The sequence below is a fragment of the Pseudoalteromonas sp. A22 genome (genome assembly GCF_018141345.1).
Lineage (GTDB): Bacteria > Pseudomonadota > Gammaproteobacteria > Enterobacterales > Alteromonadaceae > Pseudoalteromonas > Pseudoalteromonas maricaloris.
In genome coordinates this window covers 1-25,220 of record NZ_CP047238.1, presented here as the reverse complement: position 1 = coordinate 25,220, position 25,220 = coordinate 1, and the positions used below count along the sequence as shown (strand labels likewise).

The 25,220-nt window shown below is 44.8% G+C and carries 20 protein-coding genes; 7 read left to right on the top strand and 13 right to left on the bottom strand.

Annotated elements, in window-relative coordinates; genetic code table 11:
* The first annotated feature begins 7 nt into the window (after positions 1-7).
* From def to trkA, 4 genes are read left to right on the top strand one after another with little or no spacing between them, the layout of a single operon-like run.
* A complete protein-coding gene (gene def / locus GSF04_RS05175; protein WP_069021921.1) occupies positions 8-520 on the top strand; it encodes a peptide deformylase in 513 nt (170 codons plus the stop codon).
* A gap of 33 nt (positions 521-553) precedes the next feature.
* Entirely contained in the window at positions 554-1,501 is a 948-nt protein-coding gene (fmt, locus tag GSF04_RS05170; protein ID WP_211858945.1) for a methionyl-tRNA formyltransferase, read from the top strand.
* Positions 1,498-2,781 (top strand): 16S rRNA (cytosine(967)-C(5))-methyltransferase RsmB, encoded by a 1,284-nt coding sequence (gene rsmB / locus GSF04_RS05165; RefSeq protein ID WP_211858944.1) that lies wholly within the window; start codon positions 1,498-1,500, stop codon positions 2,779-2,781. Before fmt ends, rsmB begins: the two co-directional genes overlap by 4 nt.
* Positions 2,782-2,803: 22 nt before the next feature.
* The gene (gene trkA / locus GSF04_RS05160) at positions 2,804-4,180 is read left to right on the top strand and encodes a Trk system potassium transporter TrkA (protein ID WP_211858943.1); all 1,377 of its coding nucleotides are present in this window, start codon (positions 2,804-2,806) and stop codon (positions 4,178-4,180) included.
* A 6-nt stretch (positions 4,181-4,186) separates the two neighbouring features.
* Here trkA and GSF04_RS05155 read toward each other — a convergent pair whose 3' ends face one another.
* The 6 genes from GSF04_RS05155 to GSF04_RS05130 all read right to left on the bottom strand — a co-directional run bounded on the left by GSF04_RS05155 (position 4,187) and on the right by GSF04_RS05130 (position 11,196).
* Positions 4,187-4,870 (bottom strand): flagellar brake protein, encoded by a 684-nt coding sequence (locus GSF04_RS05155; RefSeq protein ID WP_039493118.1) that lies wholly within the window; start codon positions 4,868-4,870, stop codon positions 4,187-4,189.
* 128 nt (positions 4,871-4,998) lie between these two features.
* Entirely contained in the window at positions 4,999-5,532 is a 534-nt protein-coding gene (locus GSF04_RS05150; RefSeq protein ID WP_239360173.1) for a hypothetical protein, read from the bottom strand.
* 157 nt (positions 5,533-5,689) lie between these two features.
* Entirely contained in the window at positions 5,690-7,141 is a 1,452-nt protein-coding gene (locus GSF04_RS05145; protein WP_010376815.1) for a TrkH family potassium uptake protein, read from the bottom strand.
* Positions 7,142-7,204: 63 nt separating this feature from the next.
* The gene (locus GSF04_RS05140) at positions 7,205-7,822 is read right to left on the bottom strand and encodes a YigZ family protein (protein ID WP_211858942.1); all 618 of its coding nucleotides are present in this window, start codon (positions 7,820-7,822) and stop codon (positions 7,205-7,207) included.
* Between the two features lie 67 nt (positions 7,823-7,889).
* Positions 7,890-9,212: a Xaa-Pro dipeptidase gene (gene pepQ / locus GSF04_RS05135; protein WP_211858941.1), complete on the bottom strand. Its 1,323-nt coding sequence runs from the start codon at positions 9,210-9,212 to the stop codon at positions 7,890-7,892.
* Positions 9,213-9,306: 94 nt separating this feature from the next.
* Entirely contained in the window at positions 9,307-11,196 is a 1,890-nt protein-coding gene (locus GSF04_RS05130) for a transglycosylase SLT domain-containing protein (protein ID WP_211858940.1), read from the bottom strand.
* Positions 11,197-11,476: 280 nt separating this feature from the next.
* Here GSF04_RS05130 and fadB point away from each other — a divergent pair, with 280 nt between their 5' ends.
* The 3 genes from fadB (at position 11,477) to tusA (ending at position 15,483) form a co-directional block, all read left to right on the top strand.
* On the top strand, positions 11,477-13,639 hold the full coding sequence (fadB, locus tag GSF04_RS05125; RefSeq protein WP_211858939.1) for a fatty acid oxidation complex subunit alpha FadB: 2,163 nt from the start codon (positions 11,477-11,479) through the stop codon (positions 13,637-13,639).
* Between the two features lies 1 nt (position 13,640).
* Positions 13,641-14,810 (top strand): acetyl-CoA C-acyltransferase FadA, encoded by a 1,170-nt coding sequence (gene fadA, locus GSF04_RS05120; protein ID WP_010604167.1) that lies wholly within the window; start codon positions 13,641-13,643, stop codon positions 14,808-14,810.
* Between the two features lie 433 nt (positions 14,811-15,243).
* Positions 15,244-15,483 carry a sulfurtransferase TusA gene (gene tusA, locus GSF04_RS05115; RefSeq protein WP_010604166.1) on the top strand — a complete coding sequence of 80 codons (240 nt, stop codon included), beginning with the start codon at positions 15,244-15,246 and terminating at the stop codon, positions 15,481-15,483.
* Positions 15,484-15,516: 33 nt separating this feature from the next.
* Here the strand turns inward: tusA and GSF04_RS05110 are convergent, their stop codons facing one another.
* The 7 genes from GSF04_RS05110 to dnaA form a co-directional block, all read right to left on the bottom strand.
* On the bottom strand, positions 15,517-15,963 hold the full coding sequence (locus tag GSF04_RS05110) for a hypothetical protein (protein WP_010376831.1): 447 nt from the start codon (positions 15,961-15,963) through the stop codon (positions 15,517-15,519).
* Between the two features lie 71 nt (positions 15,964-16,034).
* A complete protein-coding gene (gene glyS / locus GSF04_RS05105) occupies positions 16,035-18,104 on the bottom strand; it encodes a glycine--tRNA ligase subunit beta (protein WP_211858938.1) in 2,070 nt (689 codons plus the stop codon).
* Positions 18,104-19,006: a glycine--tRNA ligase subunit alpha gene (gene glyQ / locus GSF04_RS05100; protein WP_010376835.1), complete on the bottom strand. Its 903-nt coding sequence runs from the start codon at positions 19,004-19,006 to the stop codon at positions 18,104-18,106. Before glyQ ends, glyS begins: the two co-directional genes overlap by 1 nt.
* 176 nt (positions 19,007-19,182) lie before the next feature.
* The gene (gene gyrB, locus GSF04_RS05095; RefSeq protein ID WP_211858937.1) at positions 19,183-21,600 is read right to left on the bottom strand and encodes a DNA topoisomerase (ATP-hydrolyzing) subunit B; all 2,418 of its coding nucleotides are present in this window, start codon (positions 21,598-21,600) and stop codon (positions 19,183-19,185) included.
* Positions 21,601-21,612: 12 nt separating this feature from the next.
* On the bottom strand, positions 21,613-22,701 hold the full coding sequence (gene recF, locus GSF04_RS05090) for a DNA replication/repair protein RecF (RefSeq protein ID WP_211858936.1): 1,089 nt from the start codon (positions 22,699-22,701) through the stop codon (positions 21,613-21,615).
* Between the two features lie 4 nt (positions 22,702-22,705).
* Positions 22,706-23,809, bottom strand: a complete 1,104-nt coding sequence (dnaN, locus tag GSF04_RS05085; RefSeq protein WP_099030050.1) for a DNA polymerase III subunit beta — start codon at positions 23,807-23,809, stop codon at positions 22,706-22,708.
* A 10-nt stretch (positions 23,810-23,819) separates the two neighbouring features.
* Entirely contained in the window at positions 23,820-25,220 is a 1,401-nt protein-coding gene (gene dnaA / locus GSF04_RS05080) for a chromosomal replication initiator protein DnaA (RefSeq protein WP_211858935.1), read from the bottom strand.

Genomic DNA, 25,220 nt, shown 5'->3' with positions numbered 1-25,220 from the left:
GGTAATCATGGCCATATTAGAAGTTTTAAAGTTCCCAGATGAGCGTTTACGCACTGTCGCACAGCCTGTAGTTGAGGTTAATGACGAAGTACGTCAAATAGTTAAAGACATGCTGGAAACGATGTACGATGAAAATGGTATCGGCCTTGCGGCTACGCAAGTGGATATTCATCAGCGAATCGTCGTTATTGACGTTTCTGAAGAGCGCGATGAACCGCGCGTATTAATCAACCCAGAAATAACCAAACGCGATGGTTCTACTGTGAGTGAAGAAGGCTGCTTGTCAGTGCCATATTCATACGCAAAAGTAGATCGCGCTGAAACCGTCACGGTAAAGGCAACAAACGAACATGGTGAAACGTATGAATTAGACGCAGATGGTTTGCTTGCTGTTTGTATTCAACACGAATTAGACCACTTAGTTGGTAAGCTATTTATCGATTACCTATCGCCACTAAAGCGTGATCGTATTCGTAAGAAGCTTGAAAAAGAAGCTAAGCTCGCTGCAAAGCAAGCTTAACCAATCTCCAACTAACTGACTTTAGGGTATTTCGTGAGTAATCCTTTGCGTATCGTTTTCGCAGGCACGCCTGACTTTGCAGCGCGCCACCTTGACGCACTTATTCAATCACAACATGACGTCGTGGCAGTGTACTGCCCACCCGACCGCCCAGCAGGACGCGGGAAAAAGCTCAAAGCATGTGAAGTAAAAGTGCTAGCACAAGAACACAACCTGCCAGTGCTACAACCGCAATCATTAAAAACACCGGAAGCACGGGCAGAATTAGCTGCGCTTGGCGCCGATGTCATGGTTGTTGTTGCCTACGGGGTATTATTACCAAAAGCCATTTTAGATACTCCACGACTCGGGTGCCTGAATGTTCATGGCTCAATTTTACCGCGATGGCGAGGCGCAGCGCCTATTCAGCGTGCTATTTGGGCTGGCGACAATGAAACTGGCGTAACGATCATGCAAATGGACGAGGGCCTAGATACCGGTGATATGTTGCACATCGCCCGCTGCCCTATTACAGCTACTGATACCAGTGCAGATCTCTACAACAAGCTTGCTGAACTTGGCCCTGACGCGCTTATTGATACGCTAGCACGCTTATCTGCAGGCGAGATCACGCCAGAAAAGCAAGACGATACACTAGCCAATTATGCTAAGAAGCTAAGCAAAGAAGAAGCCGACATTGACTGGCAGATGGAAGCTGCGCAAATTGAACGTAACATCCGCGCATTTAATCCATGGCCGGTTTGCTTTACCAATATGGCAGGTAACAGCGTCAAGATTTGGCAGGCGAAGGTAGTTGACGAACAAGGTGATGCAGGACATGTGCTACGTGCGGACAAGCACGGTATCGTAATTGCCTGTGGCACACAGGCATTGGAAATTCACACCTTACAACCACAAGGTAAAAAGCCCATGTCTGCACAAGACTTTTTGAATGGTCGAGCCGACTGGGTAGCAATTGGTGCTAAGGTTGGTGACGCGTGAGTAATGTACGCGCACTCGCTGCCCAAACCCTATTTCAAGTCGTCGATAAAGGCGCGTCGTTAAGTGCTCAATTACCACTTGCCACCAGCCAGTTAGACGGTAAAGACAAAGCCTTGCTACAGCAAATTTGCTACGGCGTATTAAGATATTTACCTTCGCTTGAACACTATTGCCAGCAATTACTTGAGCAACCGCTTAAAGGTAAGCGCCGTGTTTTCCAGTTTTTGCTGTATGTGGGTATTTACCAACTACAACATATGCGCGTACCAGCTCATGCTGCAGTAGCCGAAACGGTAAACGCACTTACGCCACTAAGAGCGCCCGGCATGAAAGGCTTAGTTAACGCAATTTTGCGCAGCTTCCAACGTCATCAGGTCGAACTAGAAACCAGTGCAGCCGAAATCCCAGCTTGTTTATACAACCACCCGGGCTGGTTTATCAATCAACTAAAAGCGGCTTACCCAACTCAATGGCAAGCTATTTTAGAAGCGAACCAACAACAAGCACCAATGTGGCTGCGTGTTAACCAATCGCAATTCTCTACTGCCGATTATGCAGCTCTGCTAGACCAAGAAGGGGTAGCCTATCAGCTTCATAGTGAATACCCTGACGGGATCTTGCTTGATAGCCCGATTGACGTTTATGCGCTACCACAATTTGCCGCTGGCGCTTGCTCAGTGCAAGATGCAGCCGCCCAAAAAGCCGCGAGATTATTAGCACCACAAACGGGTGAAAATATCCTTGATGCTTGTGCCGCTCCAGGCGGTAAGACTTGTCATATTTTGGAGTTGGCAGACACCAAAGTGACTGCAATTGATGCTGATGGTGATCGCTTGCAACGTGTAGAGCAAAACCTTGAACGGATCGGATTGTCAGCCAAATGCCTTGAGGGCGATGCAAGTGACCCCGAAGCATGGTGGGATGGCGAGCAATATGATCGCATCTTATTGGATGTACCTTGCTCTGCAACAGGTGTTATTAGACGACACCCGGACATCAAATGGCTAAGACGTGCTTCTGATATTGATAACTTGGTGACGTTACAGGCACAAATTATTGATAAAATCTGGCCATTGCTTAAGCCCGGTGGCACACTAGTTTATGCTACCTGCTCGGTACTACCACAAGAGAACCAGCAACAGATCGCACGCTTTCTTTCTGTGACCCCTGATGCGACGCTTGTACCTTTGCATGATGCAGACACACAAACACAACCAGGCTTGCAGCTATTACCCGGATTGAGTGATGGGTTTTACTACGCAAAGTTGACAAAACAATAATAGAAAATCGACCGTAACCAATATGAAAATCATCATCTTAGGCGCCGGCCAAGTCGGCGGAACACTGGCAGAAAACCTCGTCGGTGAAGAAAATGAAATTACCGTTGTCGACATCGATGGCGAGCGCTTAAGAGAGCTGCAAGACAAATACGATCTACAGGGGGTCACTGGCCACAGTGCTCACCCTGAGATCTTACGTCAAGCAGGTGCTGAAGACGCCGACATGATAATCGCCGTAACCAGCTCAGATGAAGTCAATATGATTGCGTGTCAGGTTGCCTATAGTATTTTCAATACGCCGACCAAAATTGCGCGGATCCGCTCTGAGCAATACTTAAAGTACAAAGAAAAGCTGTTTCACAATGACGACTTACCAGTCGATCATTACATCGCACCGGAGCAGCTAGTAACGCAGTATATCCGCAGGCTAATAGATTACCCAGGCGCTTTGCAGGTGCTGCAATTTGCCGAGGGCATGCTATCACTCGTGGCGGTTAAGGCTTATTACGGCGGTTTACTCGTTGGCTATGCACTTTCTGCATTAAAAGAGCATATTCCAAACGTCGACACCCGTGTTGCCGCTATTTATCGTCAGGGCAAAGCCATCAAGCCACTCGGCACCACCGTAATTGAAGCCGATGATGAAGTCTTCTTTATCGCCGCAACCAAGCATATTCGTGCGGTCATGAACGAGCTACAAAAGCTTGAACGCTCTTACAAGAAAATTATGATTGCCGGTGGCGGTAACATAGGTGCAGGATTGGCCAGTTCATTAGACAAGAACCATAGCGTTAAGCTTATTGAACGCAATCAAACTCGTGCCACACAATTGTCTGAAACGCTCGATAATACGGTGGTTTTTTGTGGCGATGCCTCAGACCAAGAGCTGCTATCAGAAGAACATATAGAGCAAGTAGATGTGTTCATCGCGGTGACGAACGACGACGAAGCCAACATTATGGCTGCGATGCTTGCAAAACGTATGGGCGTACAAAAGACCATGGCGCTTATTCAACGTGGTGCCTATGTCGACCTCGTGCAAGGTGGCGACATTGATATTGCTATCTCACCACAGCAAGCGACTATCTCAGCGCTACTCACCCACGTTCGCCGTGGTGATATCGTTAACGTGTATTCATTGCGTAAAGGTGCAGCAGAAGCCATTGAAGCCGTCGCACATGGTGATGAGAACACCTCTAAGGTTGTCGGTCGTGCAATTCGAGATATTAAATTGCCACCGGGCGCGACTATTGGTGCAATTGTCCGTGATGAAGATGTACTGATCGCACATGACGATACCATTATTCTCTCAGGCGACCATGTGATTATGTTCCTGATCGATAAAAAGCAAATCGGTGTTGTGGAAAAACTCTTCCAAGTAAGCGCTTTATTCGTTTAAAGCGCCCTAGGTATCTTGTTGATCTTGAAAAATAGACAAATCGATTAGGTAATCTTTTAATACACTACGGATTATGTCCGGAGCTGAGGTTAAGTGAATACCTAAAGAGACGATTTTATCATGACTCTTTATGCGCCGAATATCGCCCTCTAGCGTGATCTGATTCCCTTCTTTTCCTTCAATGAACACCTCACATTTCAGCCCCTCTTCCATATGCTCGGCATCAATCGACGTTAAGTCTAGCTGTAAACCAGCAAGTGAAATGTCTTTTATCACCCCAACATCTTTACTGCCATGGCAGTGAAATTTTGCGGGAATTAAGGTTGGCACACGGTTTTGCGAGCGGAGTTTGTAGGTTTGTACTTTTTCGGGTAAATAAAGAAAAATAAGCCGCGCGGGATGGACTGAAACCGCTTTTATTTGCGATTTGAATGCAATGACTTGGCCATCGCCATTCTCGAGTAAAGCTCGGACGATAACCGAAGTCCCTTCCATCACAAAGTCCAGCGCCGCGCCTAATCGCTTAGGGTTGGGATGGTTAAGAATTAAAAATGCCCCTTGGAGCATACCGACGTATTCTGTTTTTACTCTTTTGCTATTTGCCGGTAAACAAATTTCTAAGTCAACAATACTTCCAGCGCTGATAGCGGTGAGCAAAGTATCCTGCCCAACCTCCTGAGTTTTTAACATGGATCCAACCCTTCCTGAGTTTACTCTACTACTTTTTTATTGTAGCAGTTTTAGCGGAAGGCTATTTAAAACTGAATTCAGATTAATTACAACTCTTCGACTACCAACAATACCTAAAAAGGGGTCAATTACTTTACTAAAAAGTGGCTTTTTAGCATTAATGCGCCATCTCTTAGGGTCATCATTCTGCTTTGTACTTCAAGTGAGCTTTGTGGCAATGCAAGCTCTTCTGCTTCAATAAATAACATCATAGGTTCGCTATTACGCTTAGCAACAAATAATATACCCGAGACATCACGCTTGAATAAACAGCCCACTCCCTCAGTCTCAAAATCATCGATAATTGCTGGTATCTGGCGCTTTTGCCAGAGCTCATTTTCTGAGATCACTTGAACAACGAAACGCGCACCGCTCTCACAGCCAACTTGATGAAATAAGTCATAGCTCTGGGCACGACCTAATGTAAGCTGATTAAGCTGCAAATAACCGACTTCATCGATTAAGCTATTCAACTGTATTACGCTTCGTTCTATAAGCTGCATACCTAAACCCTGCTCATGGCTAGCAGCAAATCCCTTTATCACTTTAAATCCTTTATCTGAAAAGCGTGTGGCAAGCAATATCGTCGCCTCCAAGTTAAATCGTTGTAAAAATATTGACACTTGAAAACCCCGAAAATCCGAGTTTTTGAAATTTTTATTAACTTTTTCTTTGCGAAGTTCAAAAGGAAGATGACAGCTTGTCACAAAGTGGCAGAAACAAGGTAGTGATACTGTCAGTTGTTGGCTCCTAGCAAAGGAGCCCACAACTTAAGCACAGTTACCCACGCCAGAAGGTAGGAGTAAATAAGACTAACAGCGTGAAGATCTCTAAGCGACCAAAGACCATTGCAAGCGTAAGGATCCACTTTGCGGTATCACTAATATCACCATAATGCGCCGCAACGTCTCCCAACCCAGGCCCCAAGTTGTTTAGACAAGCCGCAGTTGCTGAAAACGCAGTAATATTATCGAGTCCCGTCCCGAGCAATGCAATCATAATAATCACAAATACCAGAGCATAGGCCGAAAAGAACCCCCACACAGCCTCAACCACTTTATCTGGTAGTGCCTTTCGACCCAATTTTATCGAGTATATAGCACGCGGATGCACTAAACGATTAAGCTCACGGATCCCCTGTAAATAAAGCAAAAAGACACGTACAACCTTCATACCACCACCCGTAGAGCCAGCACAGCCTCCAATGAAGCTGGAGAAAATCAAGAGAATAGGTAAAAACAGCGGCCAGGTTGAGAAACTATCGGTCGCAAAGCCCGCGGTAGTACTAATTGACACAGCCTGAAACATCGCTTGATCTAAGGTCTCATCACCCGTTTCATAGACATTGTTTGACGACAATACCGCAAAACAAATCACCACCAACGCTAACTGGATAAACAGAAAGACTTTAAACTCAGGATCTCGCAAATAGGCTTTAATATTGCGACTCGATACCGCAGCATAATGTAGCGAGAAGTTAATGGCAGCAATCAACAAGAAGACGACACAAATAACATTAATAAATGGATTATCGAAGTAACCCATAGAAGCATCATAGGTTGAGAAGCCGCCGATGGCTATCGTGGCAAACGCATGACAGATAGCATCAAACCAATTCATTCCTGCTATCCAATAAGCCAGCGTACAAGCCGCCGTTAGAGACACATAGATATACCAAAGGTGCTTGGCGGTATCGGCAATACGCGGTGTCATTTTTGAGTCTTTAACTGGACCGGGTGTTTCGGCACGATATAACTGCATGCCACCAACTCCAAGCATAGGAAGAACGGCTACGGCCAATACAATGATCCCCATACCACCAAGCCACTGCAACTGCTGGCGATAGAATAATACCGCTTTAGGTAAATGCTCTATGCCCGTCAAGACCGTAGCCCCTGTCGTTGTCAGCCCAGAAAAAGCTTCAAACACGGCATCTGCTAGAGATAGATTCGGTTTATCTAAGAAAATAAGCGGCAATGATGCAAACGACCCCAGTACCAGCCAGAATAAGACAACGATTAAGAAGCCCTCTCTGGCTTTAAGATCGCCGTTTTCCTTGCGGTTTGGGTAGTACGCAAACAAACCCATTAGCACACTAAAAATGAAAGCTAAAACAAAAGGTACACCACCACCATCTTTATATATCAAAGATACAATGGCTGGTGGCACCATAGTGATACTAAATAGAGCGACTAACTGCCCGAGTATTTTTATTATGGTACGAAATTGCATTTTGTACGCTGCGCTTTTTGTTATTTAACCAGAGGTTAATTAGTGAATGTAAAGAAGTAGAGCCTACTCCTTGAGTTGCTTAAATAATACAACACCATTGGTTAATTCATAAATAGCATCAATGATTTGTTGTGTTTCACGACTATCTACTGCTATTTGCCAGGTAATATTAGCAGCGTATTCTTTATCTAAATTTAGCACTGTAAACTGGCTTTGTAATAGCTGCTCTATCACACCTTGAAGATGGTAATCACTGTGGCCAACAATAATAGAAGCCGGTACCTTTTTAGTCGTGCTTAGCTGTGCTAGCGCGTTATTAAGCGTACCACCATAGGCTCTGACCAATCCCCCAGTGCCGAGCTTAATACCACCGAAATAACGCGTCGTCACCGCAGTGATCTCACCAATCCCTGATCCCATCAGCACATTTAGCATTGGCTTACCAGCCGTCCCGTTAGGCTCACCATCATCAGAAAACCCTAATACATGGCTGCCACCAGGAGGTCCAGCTATGTGTGCCCAACAATTGTGTCTTGCATCGGGATACGCGTCATTAATCTGTTTAATAAACGCTTTAGCATCTTCGATAGTTGGCGTGTGGGCCAAATGCACGATAAACGTGCTCTTCTTAATTTCCTCATGATGACTCAGTGATCCACTCGGAATGAAATATTCAGACATAATGTTCCAAACTAAAAGGGAGCCAATCGGCCCCCAAATATACTTGCTTTTAGCGCTAGAAGTCAGCTTACTCGAGACCGAAATCTCGCGTCATATTTTCTAGTCTATCTTCATGCACAATGATGTTATCTTCAATACGGATACCACCGTAAGGCTTCAGTGCATCAATCTTATCCCAATTGATATACTGTTTGTTATCTGTTTGCGCCAAGTCTTCCAACAATGAATCGATGAAGTATAACCCAGGCTCAATAGTGAACACCTGATTAGCCTCTATCTTACGAGTACAACGCAAGAACGGGTGGCCTTCAGGCGGTGCTTGGTGCGTACCGGCTTCATCAGCCATGAATCCGCCCATATCATGTACCTGTAGACCAATATGGTGACCGAGACCATGAGGGAAGAAAGTAGAAGAAATCCCCTTCTCGACGATGGTCTGAGCATCAAGCTTAACAATACCAAAGTCACTCAACACTTGCGCCACACGATTATGACAATCGATATGCAGCTCACCGTATAGTTTGCCCGGTTGTAATGCTTTGCCCAATTCAATTTGGTGATCGTTCATGACTTTCACCAACTCGGCAAACTCACCTTGTTTAGCAAAATCATAAGTACGGGTAATATCTGACGCATAACCGTTAAAGTTTGCACCGGCATCAATCAAAAATGACAAGTGCTTACTCGGCGCTTTGCGCTCAAAATGGGTATAGTGCAAAATCGCACAATTTTCATTCAAGGCGACAATATTGCCATATGGCGTATCGTTTTCCATATGCTGAGTTGCATTAAGATAAGCTTGTTGAATTTCAAATTCGGAGCCACCAGCAAAGAAGGCATCGCGCGCCGCCATGTGGCCAAGCACACCAAGACGGCTTGCTTCACGTAAACATGCCATTTCGTACTGAGTTTTATATGCACGATGATAATGCAAGAAGTTCATCACAGGCTCTGGATTCACTTGAGTAAAGCCAAGTGCTTGTGCAACTTCTAAATATTCACCGATATAGGCATAGTTTGCTTTGTCGTACGGTAGTAACTGTTCAACCTGATCTGGCTTAACCAGCAGTTGAATATCAAAATACTCTGCCCAAAAATCTCTCGGCTCGTCAGGCACTTTATGCCAAAAATCAACCGGACGATAAAAAATGAGTTTCGGCTTGTCACTGCCATTGACCACAATCCAGCAATGCGGATTATCGATAACAGGCAACCAAGCTTTAAATTGCGGGTTAACTTTAAACGGATAGTACATATCATCAAGGAATTGACGCTTTGCTTGCCCCGAATGGATCACAAGTCCATCCAGTCCTTCTCTTTCTACTATCGTTCTTGTACGCTGTTGCAACGTGGCAATATGCTCTGCGTATAAATTTGCTAACTTATCCATGGTGTACCCATTTTCAAAAATTCACATACTATCGAGTCTATCATAGCTGCTACCTAAAAACGACGAACTGAGTCTAAGCACCAGCCATGTGCGGTTATTTCACAATTTTCATATCCAAGATACTTGCCAATATGTTGCCATCACGACCAAGGCGGGTATGGTAAACCTGTCGATATGCCATCACATTTTTCACGTAGTCACGTGTTTCTCGATACGGGATCAGCTCAATCCAAAGCTCAGCAGGCATGGCCTCTGACGGCAGCCAACGCTTAATTCTATGATAACCCGCGTTGTACGATGCTGTCGCCAAAATCTCATTTCCAGCATTTTTACGCTTCAAATACTCTAAATAACTGGTCCCCAAACGAATGTTTGTGGCCGGATGATAGAGGCGATTTTTTGCCACGCGCTTGCGGTTATTAACGTATTTGGCGGTGCTTGGCAGCAGCTGCATTAAACCGTGAGCATCCGCACTCGAGCGTGCATCCGGTGCGAAAGAGCTTTCCCGGCGAGCAATCGCAATGCTCCATGCGATATCGACTCGATTACGCTCACTATATTTAGTGAACAGATCTTTAAATGCCATCGGAAAACGTAAATCAACGTAATCCCAAGCTTTGATCTGTGCAAGAGTAAAAATAGTGCTGTCGTACCAATCAAACTCAGCAGCCAATATGGATGCAGCAAGCTTTTCCTCTTTGCTTGAGGTATTAGTAAGGTAGTTCCACTCTCGGCGTGCTTGAGTATACCTTCCCAGCTCGTATAAAGCCTTTGCTCGCTTAAAACCAGGCGCATGAGATACCCTTTCTACAATGCTGGGGTCAACATTTAACGGCTCTTCATTTAGTGAGACTGGTAATCCTAAGCGCGCAGCGGCCAAAAAGCCGTAGTAATCACGCTCTTGTGCTAATTGCTGCCAAATCTCGTTAGCCTTAGCCAACTCGCCACGCTTCGCGAGGCTATATGCAAGCCAGTATTGTTGACCATTGCTAAGCTGCTCGTGACCCACGAATAAGGCCGAGATCCCTTCCCAATCTTGCTCTTTCAGCATGTTACTCATCAGCCACTGGAGTAGCTTTTTGTCCTGCAGCGATTTAGGCACTTTATTTAGCCAAAATCTTGCGTCTTCATGGCCTTTAGACGCAAGTGCCAGAGCAAAACGATAAGCAACGCTATCCTTTTGCTGCTGGGTAAAGGTAAACATATCCTGCATCTTCTGCCAGGCACGCAGCGCTAAATCAGGATCGCGCCAAACTAGGCGTCTTACACCATATACCGCAATTTCGGCTTCTTTTTCAGTACGTTTACTAAACCGATAAAGCCCAGCAGCCGCACTCGGATCTTGGCGAACCTTTTTATAAAGCTCGGCAAGATACGCCTCATTTTTTGGTAACAGCTTCTCAAGATAATCTAGCAGTGACGTTTGACCGGATTGCGCAGCACTGGAAATACGCTGCCAGACACGCTCAGGCGTTCTATACCCCGCCTTTTGCCATTGGCTAAAAAGGCTATCACAGGCTTTAGGCTGAGACTTTCCCACCGTCCAAATATCGGCTACCTGATCAAGAATGGCTTTTTTTGGCGCACCTAAGTCCAACTGATACGCCAAATACGTACACTTGAGTTCAGTATCGCTGGTTTCACGATAAAATTCGATGAATCGTGCTTTCTTTTTATGCCGCTTCAAATAATCGAGCCAAGCAGAGCGTACAGACCATTCTAATGGGGTGTGTTCGTATACCGTTAAAAAGTGCTGAATTTCTTGCTGGTACTTGAGCTTAGGATGACGTTCATAAAACGCCTTTTCAACGTACGGCTTAAGTGGGTGATCGAGCTGCGCTGTTGCAGCTTTAAAATTACTATAATTACCAGACCAAGCGACACGCTCAGCCTCTTTAAATTCGTCGTGAGTGCTATCGGCTGCACAGAGCCAGCTCACCATACATAAGCTGCCTGCAGCTAAGCGGGGTAACCAATATGTCATGCAAACCCTTTTTTATCTGCCAAAAGAATACACACCTAAATTGAAATACAGCCAAATTATGCTTATCTAAAGATGGCGCTGAAGACCAAAACTCGGCTTGTCACTTGCGAGCGTGCTCATAAATGACACTAAATGCGAGGTGCGTTAAGCCACCATAGCAAACCGACTCAGGTATTTCAGTAAATGTGCGGTAAATTTTTCATTGCAATTTGCCGCCAAAGGATCCACACTGATTGAAATTACAACTCATCGTACCAGTGTAAAGCACGGGAGAACATGTATGTTAATCAAACGCGAGTCCTTTGTAGTTGATTTTTGCAAAGGCAATATCGCTGAGTTTAAGTTTTGCCTACCAGGCTCAGTAAACAAACTATCTCAGCAAGTACTAAAGGAAAGCCACGAAGCGCTTATCGAATTGAGCCAACGCGACGACATCGACGGCTTAATTTTTACCAGCGACAAAGACCACTTTATTGTTGGCGCTGATATTTTTGAATTCCTTCCGACTTTCCAACGCCCAGAAGAAGAACTTGTTGGCTGGATTAAAACCGCAACCGATGTCTTCGACGCAATAGAAGATTTACCTTTCCCTACACTATCGGCAGTAAATGGCCTTGCGCTTGGCGGTGGTTGCGAGTGGTTGCTCGCCACGGATTACCGTATCGCAACTGACAACGCAAAAATTGGCCTACCAGAAGTTAAGCTTGGCATTATGCCGGGCTTTGGTGGTACCGTAAGACTTCCTCGCTTAATCGGCGCTGACAACGCAATGACGTGGATCACCACAGGTCAAGAAAACCGAGCGAATGACGCACTAAAAGTGGGTGCGGTTGACGGTGTAGTAGCTGCTGACAAACTCATGGCTGCCGCTATTCGTACCTTGGAGCAAGCCATTGCAGGTAAATTGGATTGGCGCGCGAAACGCCAAATCAAGCTTGACCCATTGAAGATGAATCGTGTAGAGCAAGGTATGAGCTTTGGTATGGCCGAAGGCTTAGTCATGGCAAAAACCAAAGGTCATTACCCAGCACCAATGATGGCGGTACAAACGCTTAAAGCGGCAGCTAACCTTAGCCGCAGCGAAGCGATGGCACTCGAAAACCAAAACTTTGCTAAGCTTGCCAAAACGGCAGAAGCCGCAGCGCAAACCGGTATTTTCTTAGCGGATCAATACATCAAAACGGTTGCCAAGAAACAAGCCAAGCAAAGTAAAACCGAGATCAAACAAGCAGCGGTACTTGGTGCTGGTATTATGGGTGGCGGTATCGCTTACCAATCAGCCTACAAAGGCACACCAATTGTCATGAAAGACATCCAGCAAGGTGCCTTAGACCTTGGTATGGGTGAGGCTGCAAAACTACTTGGTAAAAAAGTACAGCGCGGCCACATGTCGATGGACAAAATGATTGCCACTTTAGGTAAAATCAAAGCAACGCTCAACGATCACGATCTACAAGGTTCAGACATCATCGTAGAAGCCGTTGTTGAAAGCCCTAAAATCAAAAAAACGGTATTAGCGAGTTTAGAGTCGCAATTACCAGAAGGTACGATCCTAACTTCAAACACATCGACTATTCGTATTGATGAGTTAGCCACCGCACTTGAGAAGCCAGAAAACTTCTGTGGTATGCACTTCTTTAACCCAGTGCCAAAAATGCCATTGGTAGAAATCATTCGCGGCGAGCAAACATCGGATGAAACCGTTGCCGCAGTGGTAGATTATGCCTTAAAGCTTGGCAAGTCTCCTATCGTTGTTAACGATTGCCCAGGTTTCTTCGTGAACCGTGTTCTGTTCCCTTACTTTGCAGGCTTCAGCCAACTTGTTGTAGAAGGTGCTGACTTTGCAAAAGTAGATAAGGTTATGGAAAATGTCTTCGGCTGGCCAATGGGTCCTGCGTACCTACTAGACGTAGTGGGTATCGATACGGCAAACCATTGTACCGGCGTAATGGCTGATGGCTTCCCTACTCGCATGGCACGTAAAGACAAAGATCCTGTCGCAGTACTTGCGGGTGCCGAACGCTTTGGTCAGAAAAACCAAAAAGGCTTCTACCAATACGCACCAGATCGCAAAGGTCGTTTGAAGAAGAGTAAAGACGACAGCGCGCTTGAGCTGCTGAGCGGTATTTGTGACGCACCAACTGAATTTGATAAACAAACGATTATTGAGCGTTGTATGGTGCCAATGATCAACGAAGTGTTACTGTGTCTGCAAGAAAACATTATTGCTTCACCGCAAGAAGCAGACATGGCACTGATCTACGGTATCGGCTTCCCTCCATTCAGAGGTGGTGCATTCCGCTATCTAGACCAGATCGGCCTCGCAAACTTTGTAGCAATGGCTGACAAGTACGCTCATCTTGGTGAAATTTATCAAGTTTCTGAGCAAACTAGACAGTGGGCAGATGAAGGTAAAGTGTTTTATCAAGTGGAGGGCCAGTAACATGGAAAACGCGGTAATCGTAGATTGTATTCGTACCCCAATGGGCCGTTCAAAAGGCGGTGTATTTAAGCATAAACGTGCCGAAGACCTCAGCGCACACTTGATGAAAGGCCTACTTGAGCGTAACCCTCAAGTAGCACCAGACTCAATTGATGACATTTACTGGGGTTGTGTACAGCAAACGTTAGAGCAAGGCTTTAACGTTGGTCGTAACGCTGCACTCTTAGCTGGCATTCCTCACACCGTACCGGCGGTAACCGTAAACCGCCTATGCGGTTCGTCAATGCAGGCATTGCATGACGCAGCTCGCGCTATCATGACCGGTGCTGGTGACACTTACCTTATCGGTGGTGTTGAGCACATGGGTCACGTACCAATGACACATGGTAATGACTTTCACCCAGGCCTTGCGACATCAGTTGCACAAGCTGCTGGCGTGATGGGTTTAACGGCTGAGTACTTAGCGCTAATGCACGGTATCAGTCGTGAGCAGCAAGATGAATTTGCCGTACGTTCACACCAGCGTGCACATGCCGCAACCCTTGAAGGGCGTTTTGCAAAAGAAATCCTGCCAATGGAAGGTCATGATGCCGATGGTACACCAGTACTTGTCGAGCATGACGAAGTTATCCGCCCAGAGACAAGCCTAGAAGGTCTAGGACAGCTACGCCCTGTATTTAACCCAGCATCGGGTACGGTAACTGCAGGTACCTCTTCAGCGCTGTCTGACGGTGCTTCAGCTATGTTGGTCATGAGCGAGTCTAAAGCAAGAGAACTCGGTCTTCCAATTCGTGCTCGTGTTAAGTCAATGGCAGTCGCAGGTTGCGATCCTTCCATCATGGGCTATGGTCCAGTTCCAGCATCGCAAAAAGCCTTAAAGCAGGCGGGCATTACTATCGATGATATCGATGTTGCAGAACTAAACGAAGCCTTTGCAGCGCAATCACTACCAGTGCTAAAAGACCTTGGCCTACTAGACAAGGTAGATGAGAAAGTGAACCTCAACGGTGGTGCAATTGCACTCGGTCACCCACTTGGTTGCTCAGGCTCACGTATTAGCACAACGCTTATCAACCTAATGGAAGAGAAAGACGCGAAGTACGGCCTTGCAACTATGTGTATTGGTTTAGGCCAAGGCATTGCTACCGTATTCGAGCGCGTAGATAACTAATTCCAACCAGCTGGTACTGGGCTTTTATAAGACAATACCAGCACACAACTTCAACTTGGTGACCAAGGCAAAACGGCACAGCTGTTTTGCCTTTTTTATTACCTGCATTTACCTCACCTCGGTTGGCTAATACCAATTATCTTAATTAAGTGGTCTATTTTGAGGCGAGAGAATTTTGTCGATAACACCGCTACCGCGTCCTGCTATCGCTGAGGTACCTACATCCATGTAGGCAAGGCAAATATTTTGCTATTTAGTTGTTCTAAATGAGAAATTTTTAACGCAGTTAGCGTCAGATTTGCTCCTTCAAATTGAGCAAGTATTAAGACTAATTGGTATCAGACTTGAGTTATCCAAACTTGAGCTTACTTACAACATGCGGTTAAAATAGCAGTTTTCCTAACTAACAACGTAACGAACAAGGCCACCCACAATGAGTTTTGATAATACCGACCATACCTTAGATGCAGTAGGCTTACGTTGTCCGGAGCCAGTAATGATGATTAGAGGCATGGTGAGACGGATGAACTTAGGTGAGACGTTGTTAGTTATCGCAGATGATCCATCAACGACAAGAGACATTCCGAGCTTCTGTGAATTTATGGATCACACTTTGGTTGCCAAAGCAGTGGCTGAATCACCGTATAGATATGTGATTAGAAAAGGTCTGTAACAGCGTAATAAAAAAGCGGCATCTGCCGCTTTTTTAAGATTTTACAATCACCACCTTTGGTGAGCGAGGATTACGATAATCTAAGCGGATTTCGTACCACCCTTTTTTACTTGGCTTGAAGCTAAAGTAGTTATACACCGTGTTACAATCCGCGACCAGCGGTTGCCCTAGCGTTAACTGCCCTTCACTCTTATAGCCACAGTTGTAGCCTTCACTCCACTGCTCATCAGCAATTTTAAATTCATACACTTTACCTGGGCTCATGAATCTTGCTTTTGTTGCGTAGATCCCCGGTTGTGTTTCTTCAAGACGATACTGAGGTTCGGCATCCCACAGAGTGAAGTCACCGCGTAAATACATTGTCTTATCCAACTCACCAGCAACAACCGGTGAAGTTGACGTTGTTGGCAATTGAAAGTTACTACTACAAGCGGTAAGTGCTAATAGCGCAATCGCCATTGCCCCTTGTTTTTTAATCATAGCTAGACAGCCTTTTACTTGCTTTTACCAATCAGCAAAAAGCCAGCAATTGCTGGCTTTTGTATCAGCAATTAATTTTGTAACACTGAAATATCTGCAGTATTAAGGAATAACTTACTTAACTGACTAAGTAATGCTAAACGATTAGCTTTAACCGCTTCATCGTCCGCCATTACCATAACATTATCAAAGAAGTTATCTACTGCTTCACGTAAACTCGCTAAACGCGTCAGTGCAGTTTGATAATCACCTTCAGCGTAAACAGGTGCAAGCTCAGCAGTTAACGCAGCAACTTGTGCAGCCAATGTTTGCTCAGCCTCTTCTTGCAGGAGTGAGCTCTCCACCGCAGCTTCTGACGCGACGTTATTCTTCGCTAAAATGTTGTTTACACGCTTATTGGCAGCAGCTAACGCTTCAGCTTCCGCCAACGTTCTAAAGTGACTAACCGCTTTTACTCGGCGATCAAAATCAACTGGGCTCGTTGGACGTCTTGCAAGTACTGCTTGGATCACATCCACGCTGATACCTTCATCTTGGTACCAGGCACGGAAACGACCTAACATAAACTCAACCACTTCATCGGCAACATTTGCATTGCTTAGCTTATCACCGAATAACGTCATTGCTTTGGCAACGATATCCTGAATGTCTAATGGTAGTTCTTTTTCTACCATAATACGCAATGCGCCGATGGCAGCACGGCGAAGTGCAAACGGATCTTTATCGCCTTTTGGTGTCTGGCCGATACCAAAAATGCCAACCAGAGTATCAAACTTATCCGCAAGCGCCACAGCAAAACTGATTGGGTTAGACGGTAGATTATCACCAGCAAAACGCGGCATATATTGCTCATTTTGTGCTAGTGCGACTTCTTCTGCTTCGCCATCAATACGCGCGTAATGCATACCCATCACGCCCTGAACGTCAGTAAATTCCATGACCATTTCAGTCATTAAATCCGTTTTACTAAGTAAACCCGCACGCTCTGCTAGTGCCTTATCAGCACCAAGCTGTTCAGCAATAAAACCAGCGAGTGCCGAGATACGCTCTGACTTGTCTTTTAGTGTGCCAAGCTGCTTCTGAAATAACACTGAATCAAGTGACTCAAGACGACTTTCCAGCGTTTTCTTCTTATCCGTTTCAAAGAAGAACTGAGCATCTGCCAGACGTGGGCGAACCACTTTCTCGTTACCCGAGATCACCACGCTCGGATCTTTACTTTCAATGTTAGAAACAAACAAGAACTTGTTGATCAAGTTGCCTTGCTTATCTAACAGTGGAAAGTATTTTTGGTCGTCTTTCATGGTGTAGATAAGTGCTTCATCAGGCACTTGCAAGAAGGCTTCTTCAAAAGATGCAACTAAAGTTACTGGCCACTCGACTAGTGACGTAACTTCTTCAAGAAGATCTTCATCCATCGCTACTTGCGCGCCGAGCTTTTCAGCTTCAGCTTCAATTTGGCCTCGAATTAACACTTTACGTGCTTCATAATCCGCAATAACGTATGCGCCTTTTAGCACTGCATGGCTATCATCAGCATGTTCAACACGAACACGCTCAGGGTGATGGAAGCGATGTCCTTGCAGCTCATTGCTGATAGCTTTACCTAGCACTTCACCTTCAACTTGTTGACTACCAAGTAGTGCAGCCACAGTATGCACAGGACGGATAAATTGCGTCTTGTTCGCACCCCAGCGCATCGGCTTTGGAATAGGCAACTTAGCCAATGCTTTGTTGATCACATCGCTTAGTAACGCTAAGGTCTGTTGCCCCTCTACTTTCGCTTTGTGTAGCAGCCAAGTGCCTTTATCAGTTTCTAAACGCTCAGCATCATTAATATCAATACCACAACCACGAGCCCAACCTAGCGCCGCTTTAGTCGCATTACCATCGGCGTCAAATGCCGCCTGAATAGCTGGACCGCGCTTTTCAACCACTTTGTCGGCTTGTTGCGTTTGTAATGCTTTAACTTGAATACCTAAGCGACGAGGTGATGCATACCAGCTCACGCCTTCATGGCTAAGCTCTAATGCCTCTAGCTCTTGCCTAGTATTTTCTGCGAATGACTCAGCAAGGTTGCGTAACGCCTTTGGTGGTAGCTCTTCAGTACCAATTTCTACGAGTAAGTTTTCAGTCGACATTATTTATCCTTACAAAGCGGGAAGCCAAGTGCTTCACGTGCGTCATAGTAAGCCTGTGCACAGGCTTTTGATAAAGCACGAACTCTTAATATATAGCGCTGACGCTCAGTTACTGAGATAGCATGACGTGCGTCTAACAGGTTAAATGCATGAGATGCCTTCATTACCTGCTCATAAGCTGGTAAAGGAAGCCCTGCTTCGATTAGCTTTTCGCTTTCTTTTTCACACTGGTCAAACTGCTTGAATAATGCCTCTACATCCGCATATTCAAAGTTATATGTCGACTGTTCTATCTCGTTTTGCATGAACACGTCACCGTAAGTTACGCGCCCCATTGGACCATCAGTCCAAACGAGATCATAAATGCTATCTACACCTTGTATATACATCGCAAGGCGCTCTAAACCATACGTAATTTCACCCGTTACCGGTGAGCATTCAATACCGCCAACTTGCTGGAAGTAAGTAAACTGAGTCACTTCCATGCCATTCAACCATACTTCCCAACCTAATCCCCAAGCACCTAGCGTTGGTGACTCCCAGTTATCTTCAACAAAGCGCACTTCGTGCGTTAATGTATCAATGCCCAGCGCTTCTAGAGAACCTAGGTAGAGCTCCTGAATATTCTCAGGCGATGGCTTCAATACAACTTGGAATTGGTAGTAGTGCTGAAGACGGTTAGGGTTTTCACCATAGCGACCATCTGTCGGGCGGCGACAAGGTTGTACGTATGCGCTCGACATTGGCTCAGGACCAATGGACTTAAGGAAGGTCATCGGGTGGAATGTACCCGCACCAACTTCCATATCTAAAGGTTGAGCTACAACACAGCCTTGCTGCGCCCAGTAATCCTGTAAAGCCAGGATCAAACCTTGGAAGGTTTTGATATCGTATTTTTGCATAGTTGGCTTATTTTTATCTGGTACTTATCGTATGTAAACGCCTGCAGTAATTTGGCGCTTACGCTAGATTCAATGATTGAAAATTATGCTCAGTATACCGCGAGCGCAGGAGGGTTTTAAGCTTTAAAGCATAAAAAAAGGAGGGAAAATCCCTCCTTTTTACTAGATGTTTGAGTTTACACGTCTAAGTTAACAACTCTCAGTGCATTTGTTTCGATAAACTCTCGACGAGGTTCAACTTGGTCACCCATCAAGGTTGCAAACAATTGGTCTGCAGCAATGGCATCTTCAATGGTCACACGTAACATACGGCGAGCACCTGGATCCATCGTTGTTTCCCAAAGTTGGTCAGGGTTCATCTCACCCAATCCTTTATAACGTTGTGTATACAAGCCACGCTTAGACTCTGAGATAAGCCATTCAAGACCAGCCTCAAAATATTCGATTGCTTGAGTCTTCTCACCACGCTGTACATAACCGCCTTCGCTGATCAAACTACCAATCTGACGACCCGTGTTCGCAATGCGAACATAATCTTTAGATGTAATAAAGTCGAAGTTCAAGGTATGCGCTTTATCAACACCGTGCTGACGAATATTGATCACCGGATAATACATGTGGCGCTCTTCATCAAATGCGACTTCTGCGTTGAAGATAGTGGCGTCTTCGTCTTTCTTCACAAGATCAGCAACCAAGTTTTCAGTCCACGCCGTTACTTTTGCTTCATCAGATAAGTCTGACTCGGTTAGCTCTGGGTGATAAAGCAAACGGTTCATGATTGAAGACGGATACTTACGCTTTAAACGCTCAATGATATCTATCGTATTCTGATAATCATGTACTAGGTTTTCTAGTCTGTTACCAGTAATTGGCTCTGCATCTTCCGACGGATATAGTGATGCTTCGTTTAGCGCTAATGTTGTTAGGTATGAAGTTAGCGCATTATCATCTTTAATATAACGCTCTTGCTTACCCTTCTTCACTTTATATAGTGGTGGTTGAGCAATATAGACGTAACCGCGTTCGATGATCTCTGGCATTTGACGATAGAAGAAAGTCAGTAGCAGTGTACGGATGTGTGAACCATCCACGTCCGCATCGGTCATGATGATGATGCGGTGATATCTTAGCTTTTCAGGGTTATATTCATCACGTCCAATACCGCAACCTAATGCAGTAATTAGTGTTGCCACTTCCTGAGAAGAAAGCATCTTATCAAAGCGTGCTTTTTCTACGTTCAGGATTTTACCTTTGAGCGGCAGAATTGCTTGGTTCTTACGGTTACGACCTTGCTTAGCAGAACCACCCGCCGAGTCACCCTCCACTATATATAGTTCAGAAAGTGCAGGATCTCGTTCTTGGCAGTCAGCGAGTTTACCCGGTAGACCAGCTAAATCCATAACGCCCTTACGACGAGTCATTTCACGAGCCTTACGTGCAGCTTCACGTGCGCGCGCAGCATCAACGATTTTGTTTACAACGGTTTTTGCATCGCCTGGGTTTTCTAGCAAGAATTCAGTTAGCTTTTCAGCCATCATTTGCTCAACAGCCCCTTTTACTTCACTAGAAACGAGCTTATCTTTTGTCTGTGAAGAGAACTTAGGATCAGGAACTTTAACACTAACAACAGCAGTCAAACCTTCACGGGCATCGTCACCCGTAGCACTGGTTTTATACTTTTTATTAAAGCCTTCTTTTTCCATGTAGGTGTTAAGCGTACGCGTAAGTGCTGCACGGAAACCCGCTAAGTGAGTACCACCATCGCGTTGAGGAATGTTATTGGTAAAACAGTAGATGTTTTCTTGGAAACCATCATTCCATTGCATAGAGACTTCTACGCTAATGCCATCATCACGCTCAGTCGAAAAGTGGAAAACGCTTTGATGAACTGGCGTCTTCTTACGATTTAGATATGCAACGAATGCTTGAATACCGCCTTCGTATTTGAAGTGATCTTGTTTATTCTCTTCGCGCTCATCACTCAAAATGATGCTTACACCAGAGTTAAGGAAAGATAGTTCACGTAGGCGCTTGGCTAGAATATCGTAGTGGAAATTTGTATCTGAGAACGTTTCAGCACTTGGCCAGAATCTCAATTCTGTACCAGTAGATTCCGCTTCACCGATAACACCTAACGGCGCATCTGGAACACCCATAGTGTATTTTTGCTGATGCACTTTGCCATCACGGCGGATTGTTAATTGTAGTTTTTCAGAAAGTGCATTTACAACAGAAACACCTACACCGTGCAAACCGCCAGATACTTTATATGAGTTATCATCAAATTTACCACCGGCATGTAGTACAGTCATGATAACTTCTGCCGCAGAAACCCCTTCTTCTTCGTGAATTGAAGTTGGGATACCACGACCATTATCTCGAACAGATACAGAGCCATCGGTATGAATTGTTACGAAAATATCGTCACAATATCCTGCTAGTGCTTCGTCGATTGAGTTATCAACGACCTCAAACACCATGTGATGTAAACCAGTACCATCGTCTGTGTCACCGATATACATTCCCGGACGCTTTCTTACAGCATCCAATCCTTTAAGTACTTTAATACTCGACGAATCGTAATTTTCCGACATGGTTTCTTCCAATTATTTTGTTATTAAGCTGCCATGTTCCACGTGGAACATTTTAATTTCACGTTCCATTGGTTCAATAACGGCGGCAATACTTTCTGGAGTAATAGCAGTGATAAACAGCTGTGACTGACATTGCGCCAACAGACGCGATACCGCCACTTTAGTATCTTCACTAAGCTCCGAAGGTAAATCATCAATAAGCAGAATTGACTGCTTATTACTCTCTTGGTCAATCAAACTGTTTTGCATTACTTTAAGTGCATACAGTAATAGCTTGAGTTGACCACGAGAAAAAATATGTTCTACGCTGTTTCCTTGAGTATAAAAGTTAAAGTCAGCCTTATGCGGCCCTTTACTTGTATAGCCAAGTTTTACATCTCGCTCTAACTGATTTGTTAATACCTCAGCTAGTTCCCCCTTCCAGCCCGCTTGAAAGCGAATTTCAAGGCCTTTAAAGATAGGGCTTATATCCCCTATCTTATCAAAAAAATGCGTCTGAAACCTACCTATATAAGCCTCTCTAAACATATTTATTTGCCCAGCAAGGCGTACAAACTCCTTATCCCAATAACTTAGCTGGGATTGGAGATCTCTCGGTTTAGATTTCAATAAAGCGTTACGTTGCTTGAGCACCTGATTGAACATTTTCCATGTGGAATAAAACTGATGTTCCACGTGGAACACACCTAAATCAAGAAACTTACGACGCTCTTTTGGACCACCAAAAAACAGCTCATAGCTTTCAGGCGTAATAACTTGAACAGGTAAAACCTGCGCTAATTCTGCCACTTTCCGGCTTGCCTGCCCCTGAATTCGAAGCTTAGTTTCACCACTGGTATATTTACTAATGCCAAGCGGTATAGACAAGTTATGTAGTTGTTTTTTAGCATGAACAACGCAATGAGAAGCCTCATGCTTGATCATTAATTTTTGCAGATTGGTACGGAAAGATTTACCACTGGAGAGAAAGTAAATGGCTTCGAGCAGACTGGTTTTACCGCTACCATTTTCACCGAGAATGACATTAATGGCATTGCTAGGTGAAAGCGCCATCGCCTCAATGTTTCGAAATGCATTGAGGCTAAGGTGAGTTAAACTCATAACTCTATAAACGCATCGGCATAACTACATACATTGCATGTTCGTCACCAGCGGCTTCAATAAGCGCACTGCTGTTCGCATCAGAAAGCGTAAATTGTACATCTTCAGACTTTATTGTATTTAACACGTCTAATAAGTAAGAAACGTTAAAACCAACTTCAAGATCATCGCCTTGGTAACCTACCTCAACAATTTCTTCAGCTTGCTCCTGCTCTGGGTTATTGGCACTAATTTTTAATTGTCCATTACTCAGATTCAATCGCACGCCACGAAACTTCTCGTTAGAAAGGATAGATACGCGCTGAAATGCACTGCGTAGCCAATCGCGATTTGCGGTAACCAACTTGTCCCCGCCACGAGGTAATACGCGACGATAATCAGGGAATCGCCCATCCACCAGCTTACTCGTGAAAGTAAATTCGCTGTCGATGATACGCACATGATTAGCGCCAAATTGAATGGTGATAGTTTCATCATCCGCAGGCAGTAAGCGCATGATCTCTTGCACGCCCTTACGAGGAATGATCAATTGACGTTGTGTTTGCAATGACTCTGGTAATTTTTGCTGCGCAATTGCCAAACGGTGACCGTCAGTTGCTACCGTTTTAATTTCACTATTATCTACTTCGAACGACATACCATTTAAATAGTAACGTACGTCTTGGTTAGCCATAGAGAAATGCGTTGCTTCTAGCAATTTTCTCAGCTCTAAACGCGTTATGGCAAACTCAACCTCACCGTCCCACTCTTCAAGATTAGGGAAGTCTTCAGCGGCTAAGGTTGTCAAAGAAAAGCGACTTTGACCGCTAGTCAGTAGCAATTGATGCTCTTGGCTACTCAGCACTAAATCCGAGTTATCAGGCAAGCTCTTACAAATATCTAGGAGCTTTTTCGCCGGTAAAGTGATCTTGGCGTCTGGCACATTTGTTTCAAGGGCAACAGATGCAACAAGCTCTATCTCTAAATCTGTACCTGTCATATGTAACGCGCCATTTTTCACTTCTAGCAATACATTAGACAAAATAGGCAGTGTATGTTTGCGCTCAATGGCACCCGACACCTGTACCAGTGGCTTTAAAAATAGTTCTCTTGGAATCGTTATTTGCATCATTTAACCCTTAAGAAGACAGCGTTCTAATTAAGTTTTGATAATCTTCTTTTACCTCATGACTTTCATCACGAAGTGCTTTTACTTTTCTACACGCGTGTAACACGGTGGTATGGTCGCGGCCACCAAAAGCATCACCTATTTCTGGTAAGCTGTGGTTTGTCAGTTCTTTAGACAATGCCATAGCAACTTGTCTTGGTCTTGCAACTGAACGGCTACGACGTTTTGACAATAAGTCAGAAACACGAATTCGATAATATTCCGCCACGGTACGCTGGATATTATCGATGGTAACGAGTTTGTCTTGTAGCGCTAATAAGTCGCGTAGCGCCTCTTTAACAAAATCGATAGAAATTGGACGACCAGTGAAGTTGGCATTAGCTATCACGCGGTTTAACGCACCTTCTAACTCTCGCACATTAGAGCGTAATTTCTTAGCAATAAAAAAGGCAACTTCGTGTGGCAAGTTAATATTACTTTGCTGCGCTTTCTTCATTAAGATAGCAACGCGAGTCTCTAATTCTGGTGGCTCAATAGCAATAGTTAACCCCCAACCAAAACGCGACTTCAGTCGGTCCTCAACCCCTTCTATTTCTTTAGGGTAACGGTCAGAAGTTAGAATAATTTGTTGGTTGCCTTCAAGCAGCGCATTAAAAGTATGGAAGAACTCTTCTTGCGAACGCTCTTTGTTTGCAAAGAATTGGATATCATCAATCATCAATGCATCAACGCTGCGGTAGTAACGCTTGAACTCTTCAATGGCATTATTCTGCAGTGCTTTAACCATGTCCTGAACAAACCGCTCTGAATGCATATAAACAATTTTTGCATCCGGTTTTTGTTCAATAATGCCATTACCTACGGCGTGTAACAGGTGCGTCTTACCCAGACCTGTACCACCATAAATAAATACGGGGTTGAATGCAGAACCTGGATTATCTGCAACTTGCGTTGCAGCGGCTTTTGCCAGCTGGTTAGATTTACCTTCCACAAAGTTATCAAAGGTGTAATTCTCTTTAATATTAGACTTATGCGAAGATTTAGGAGCAGGCTCAACTTTTTCAGCCATTTTTGGCTGAGTGCCTTGCAGTATTGACATGTTATCAGCTGCATGACCTACACTTGCGGCTTTTTCGTTAGATAAACTTGGTTGTGCAGCTAACACAGGTTTGCTACCCACATCAAAGCGCAGCTCTGGTGCTTCATCACCACAGATCTCAATCAGCAGTTCATTGATGCGGTGGAGATACTTTTCTCGTACCCAATCCAATACAAAACGATTCGGCGCATAGATAGTTAGCGTATCATCAGTACTTTCTGCCTGTAGTGGTCTTACCCACATGCTAAATTGCTGAGATGGCAATTCATCTTGCAAAACATATAAACAACTTTGCCAAACCGACAGATACAC

What these genes read in the sequence shown, in the direction of transcription:
- trkA (WP_211858943.1), top strand. Translation starts at nt 2,804, where the DNA reads ATGAAAATCATCATCTTAGGCGCCGGCCAAGTCGGCGGAACACTGGCA.
- GSF04_RS05140 (WP_211858942.1), bottom strand. Translation starts at nt 7,822, where the DNA reads ATGTCTGAATATTTCATTCCGAGTGGATCACTGAGTCATCATGAGGAA.
- gyrB (WP_211858937.1), bottom strand. Translation starts at nt 21,600, where the DNA reads ATGTCGGAAAATTACGATTCGTCGAGTATTAAAGTACTTAAAGGATTG.
- GSF04_RS05110 (WP_010376831.1), bottom strand. Translation starts at nt 15,963, where the DNA reads ATGATTAAAAAACAAGGGGCAATGGCGATTGCGCTATTAGCACTTACC.
- def (WP_069021921.1), top strand. Translation starts at nt 8, where the DNA reads ATGGCCATATTAGAAGTTTTAAAGTTCCCAGATGAGCGTTTACGCACT.
- glyQ (WP_010376835.1), bottom strand. Translation starts at nt 19,006, where the DNA reads ATGCAAAAATACGATATCAAAACCTTCCAAGGTTTGATCCTGGCTTTA.
- glyS (WP_211858938.1), bottom strand. Translation starts at nt 18,104, where the DNA reads ATGTCGACTGAAAACTTACTCGTAGAAATTGGTACTGAAGAGCTACCA.
- GSF04_RS05130 (WP_211858940.1), bottom strand. Translation starts at nt 11,196, where the DNA reads ATGACATATTGGTTACCCCGCTTAGCTGCAGGCAGCTTATGTATGGTG.
- pepQ (WP_211858941.1), bottom strand. Translation starts at nt 9,212, where the DNA reads ATGGATAAGTTAGCAAATTTATACGCAGAGCATATTGCCACGTTGCAA.
- GSF04_RS05145 (WP_010376815.1), bottom strand. Translation starts at nt 7,141, where the DNA reads ATGCAATTTCGTACCATAATAAAAATACTCGGGCAGTTAGTCGCTCTA.
- GSF04_RS05155 (WP_039493118.1), bottom strand. Translation starts at nt 4,870, where the DNA reads ATGTTAAAAACTCAGGAGGTTGGGCAGGATACTTTGCTCACCGCTATC.
- recF (WP_211858936.1), bottom strand. Translation starts at nt 22,701, where the DNA reads ATGAGTTTAACTCACCTTAGCCTCAATGCATTTCGAAACATTGAGGCG.
- fadA (WP_010604167.1), top strand. Translation starts at nt 13,641, where the DNA reads ATGGAAAACGCGGTAATCGTAGATTGTATTCGTACCCCAATGGGCCGT.
- dnaN (WP_099030050.1), bottom strand. Translation starts at nt 23,809, where the DNA reads ATGCAAATAACGATTCCAAGAGAACTATTTTTAAAGCCACTGGTACAG.
- tusA (WP_010604166.1), top strand. Translation starts at nt 15,244, where the DNA reads ATGAGTTTTGATAATACCGACCATACCTTAGATGCAGTAGGCTTACGT.
- fadB (WP_211858939.1), top strand. Translation starts at nt 11,477, where the DNA reads ATGTTAATCAAACGCGAGTCCTTTGTAGTTGATTTTTGCAAAGGCAAT.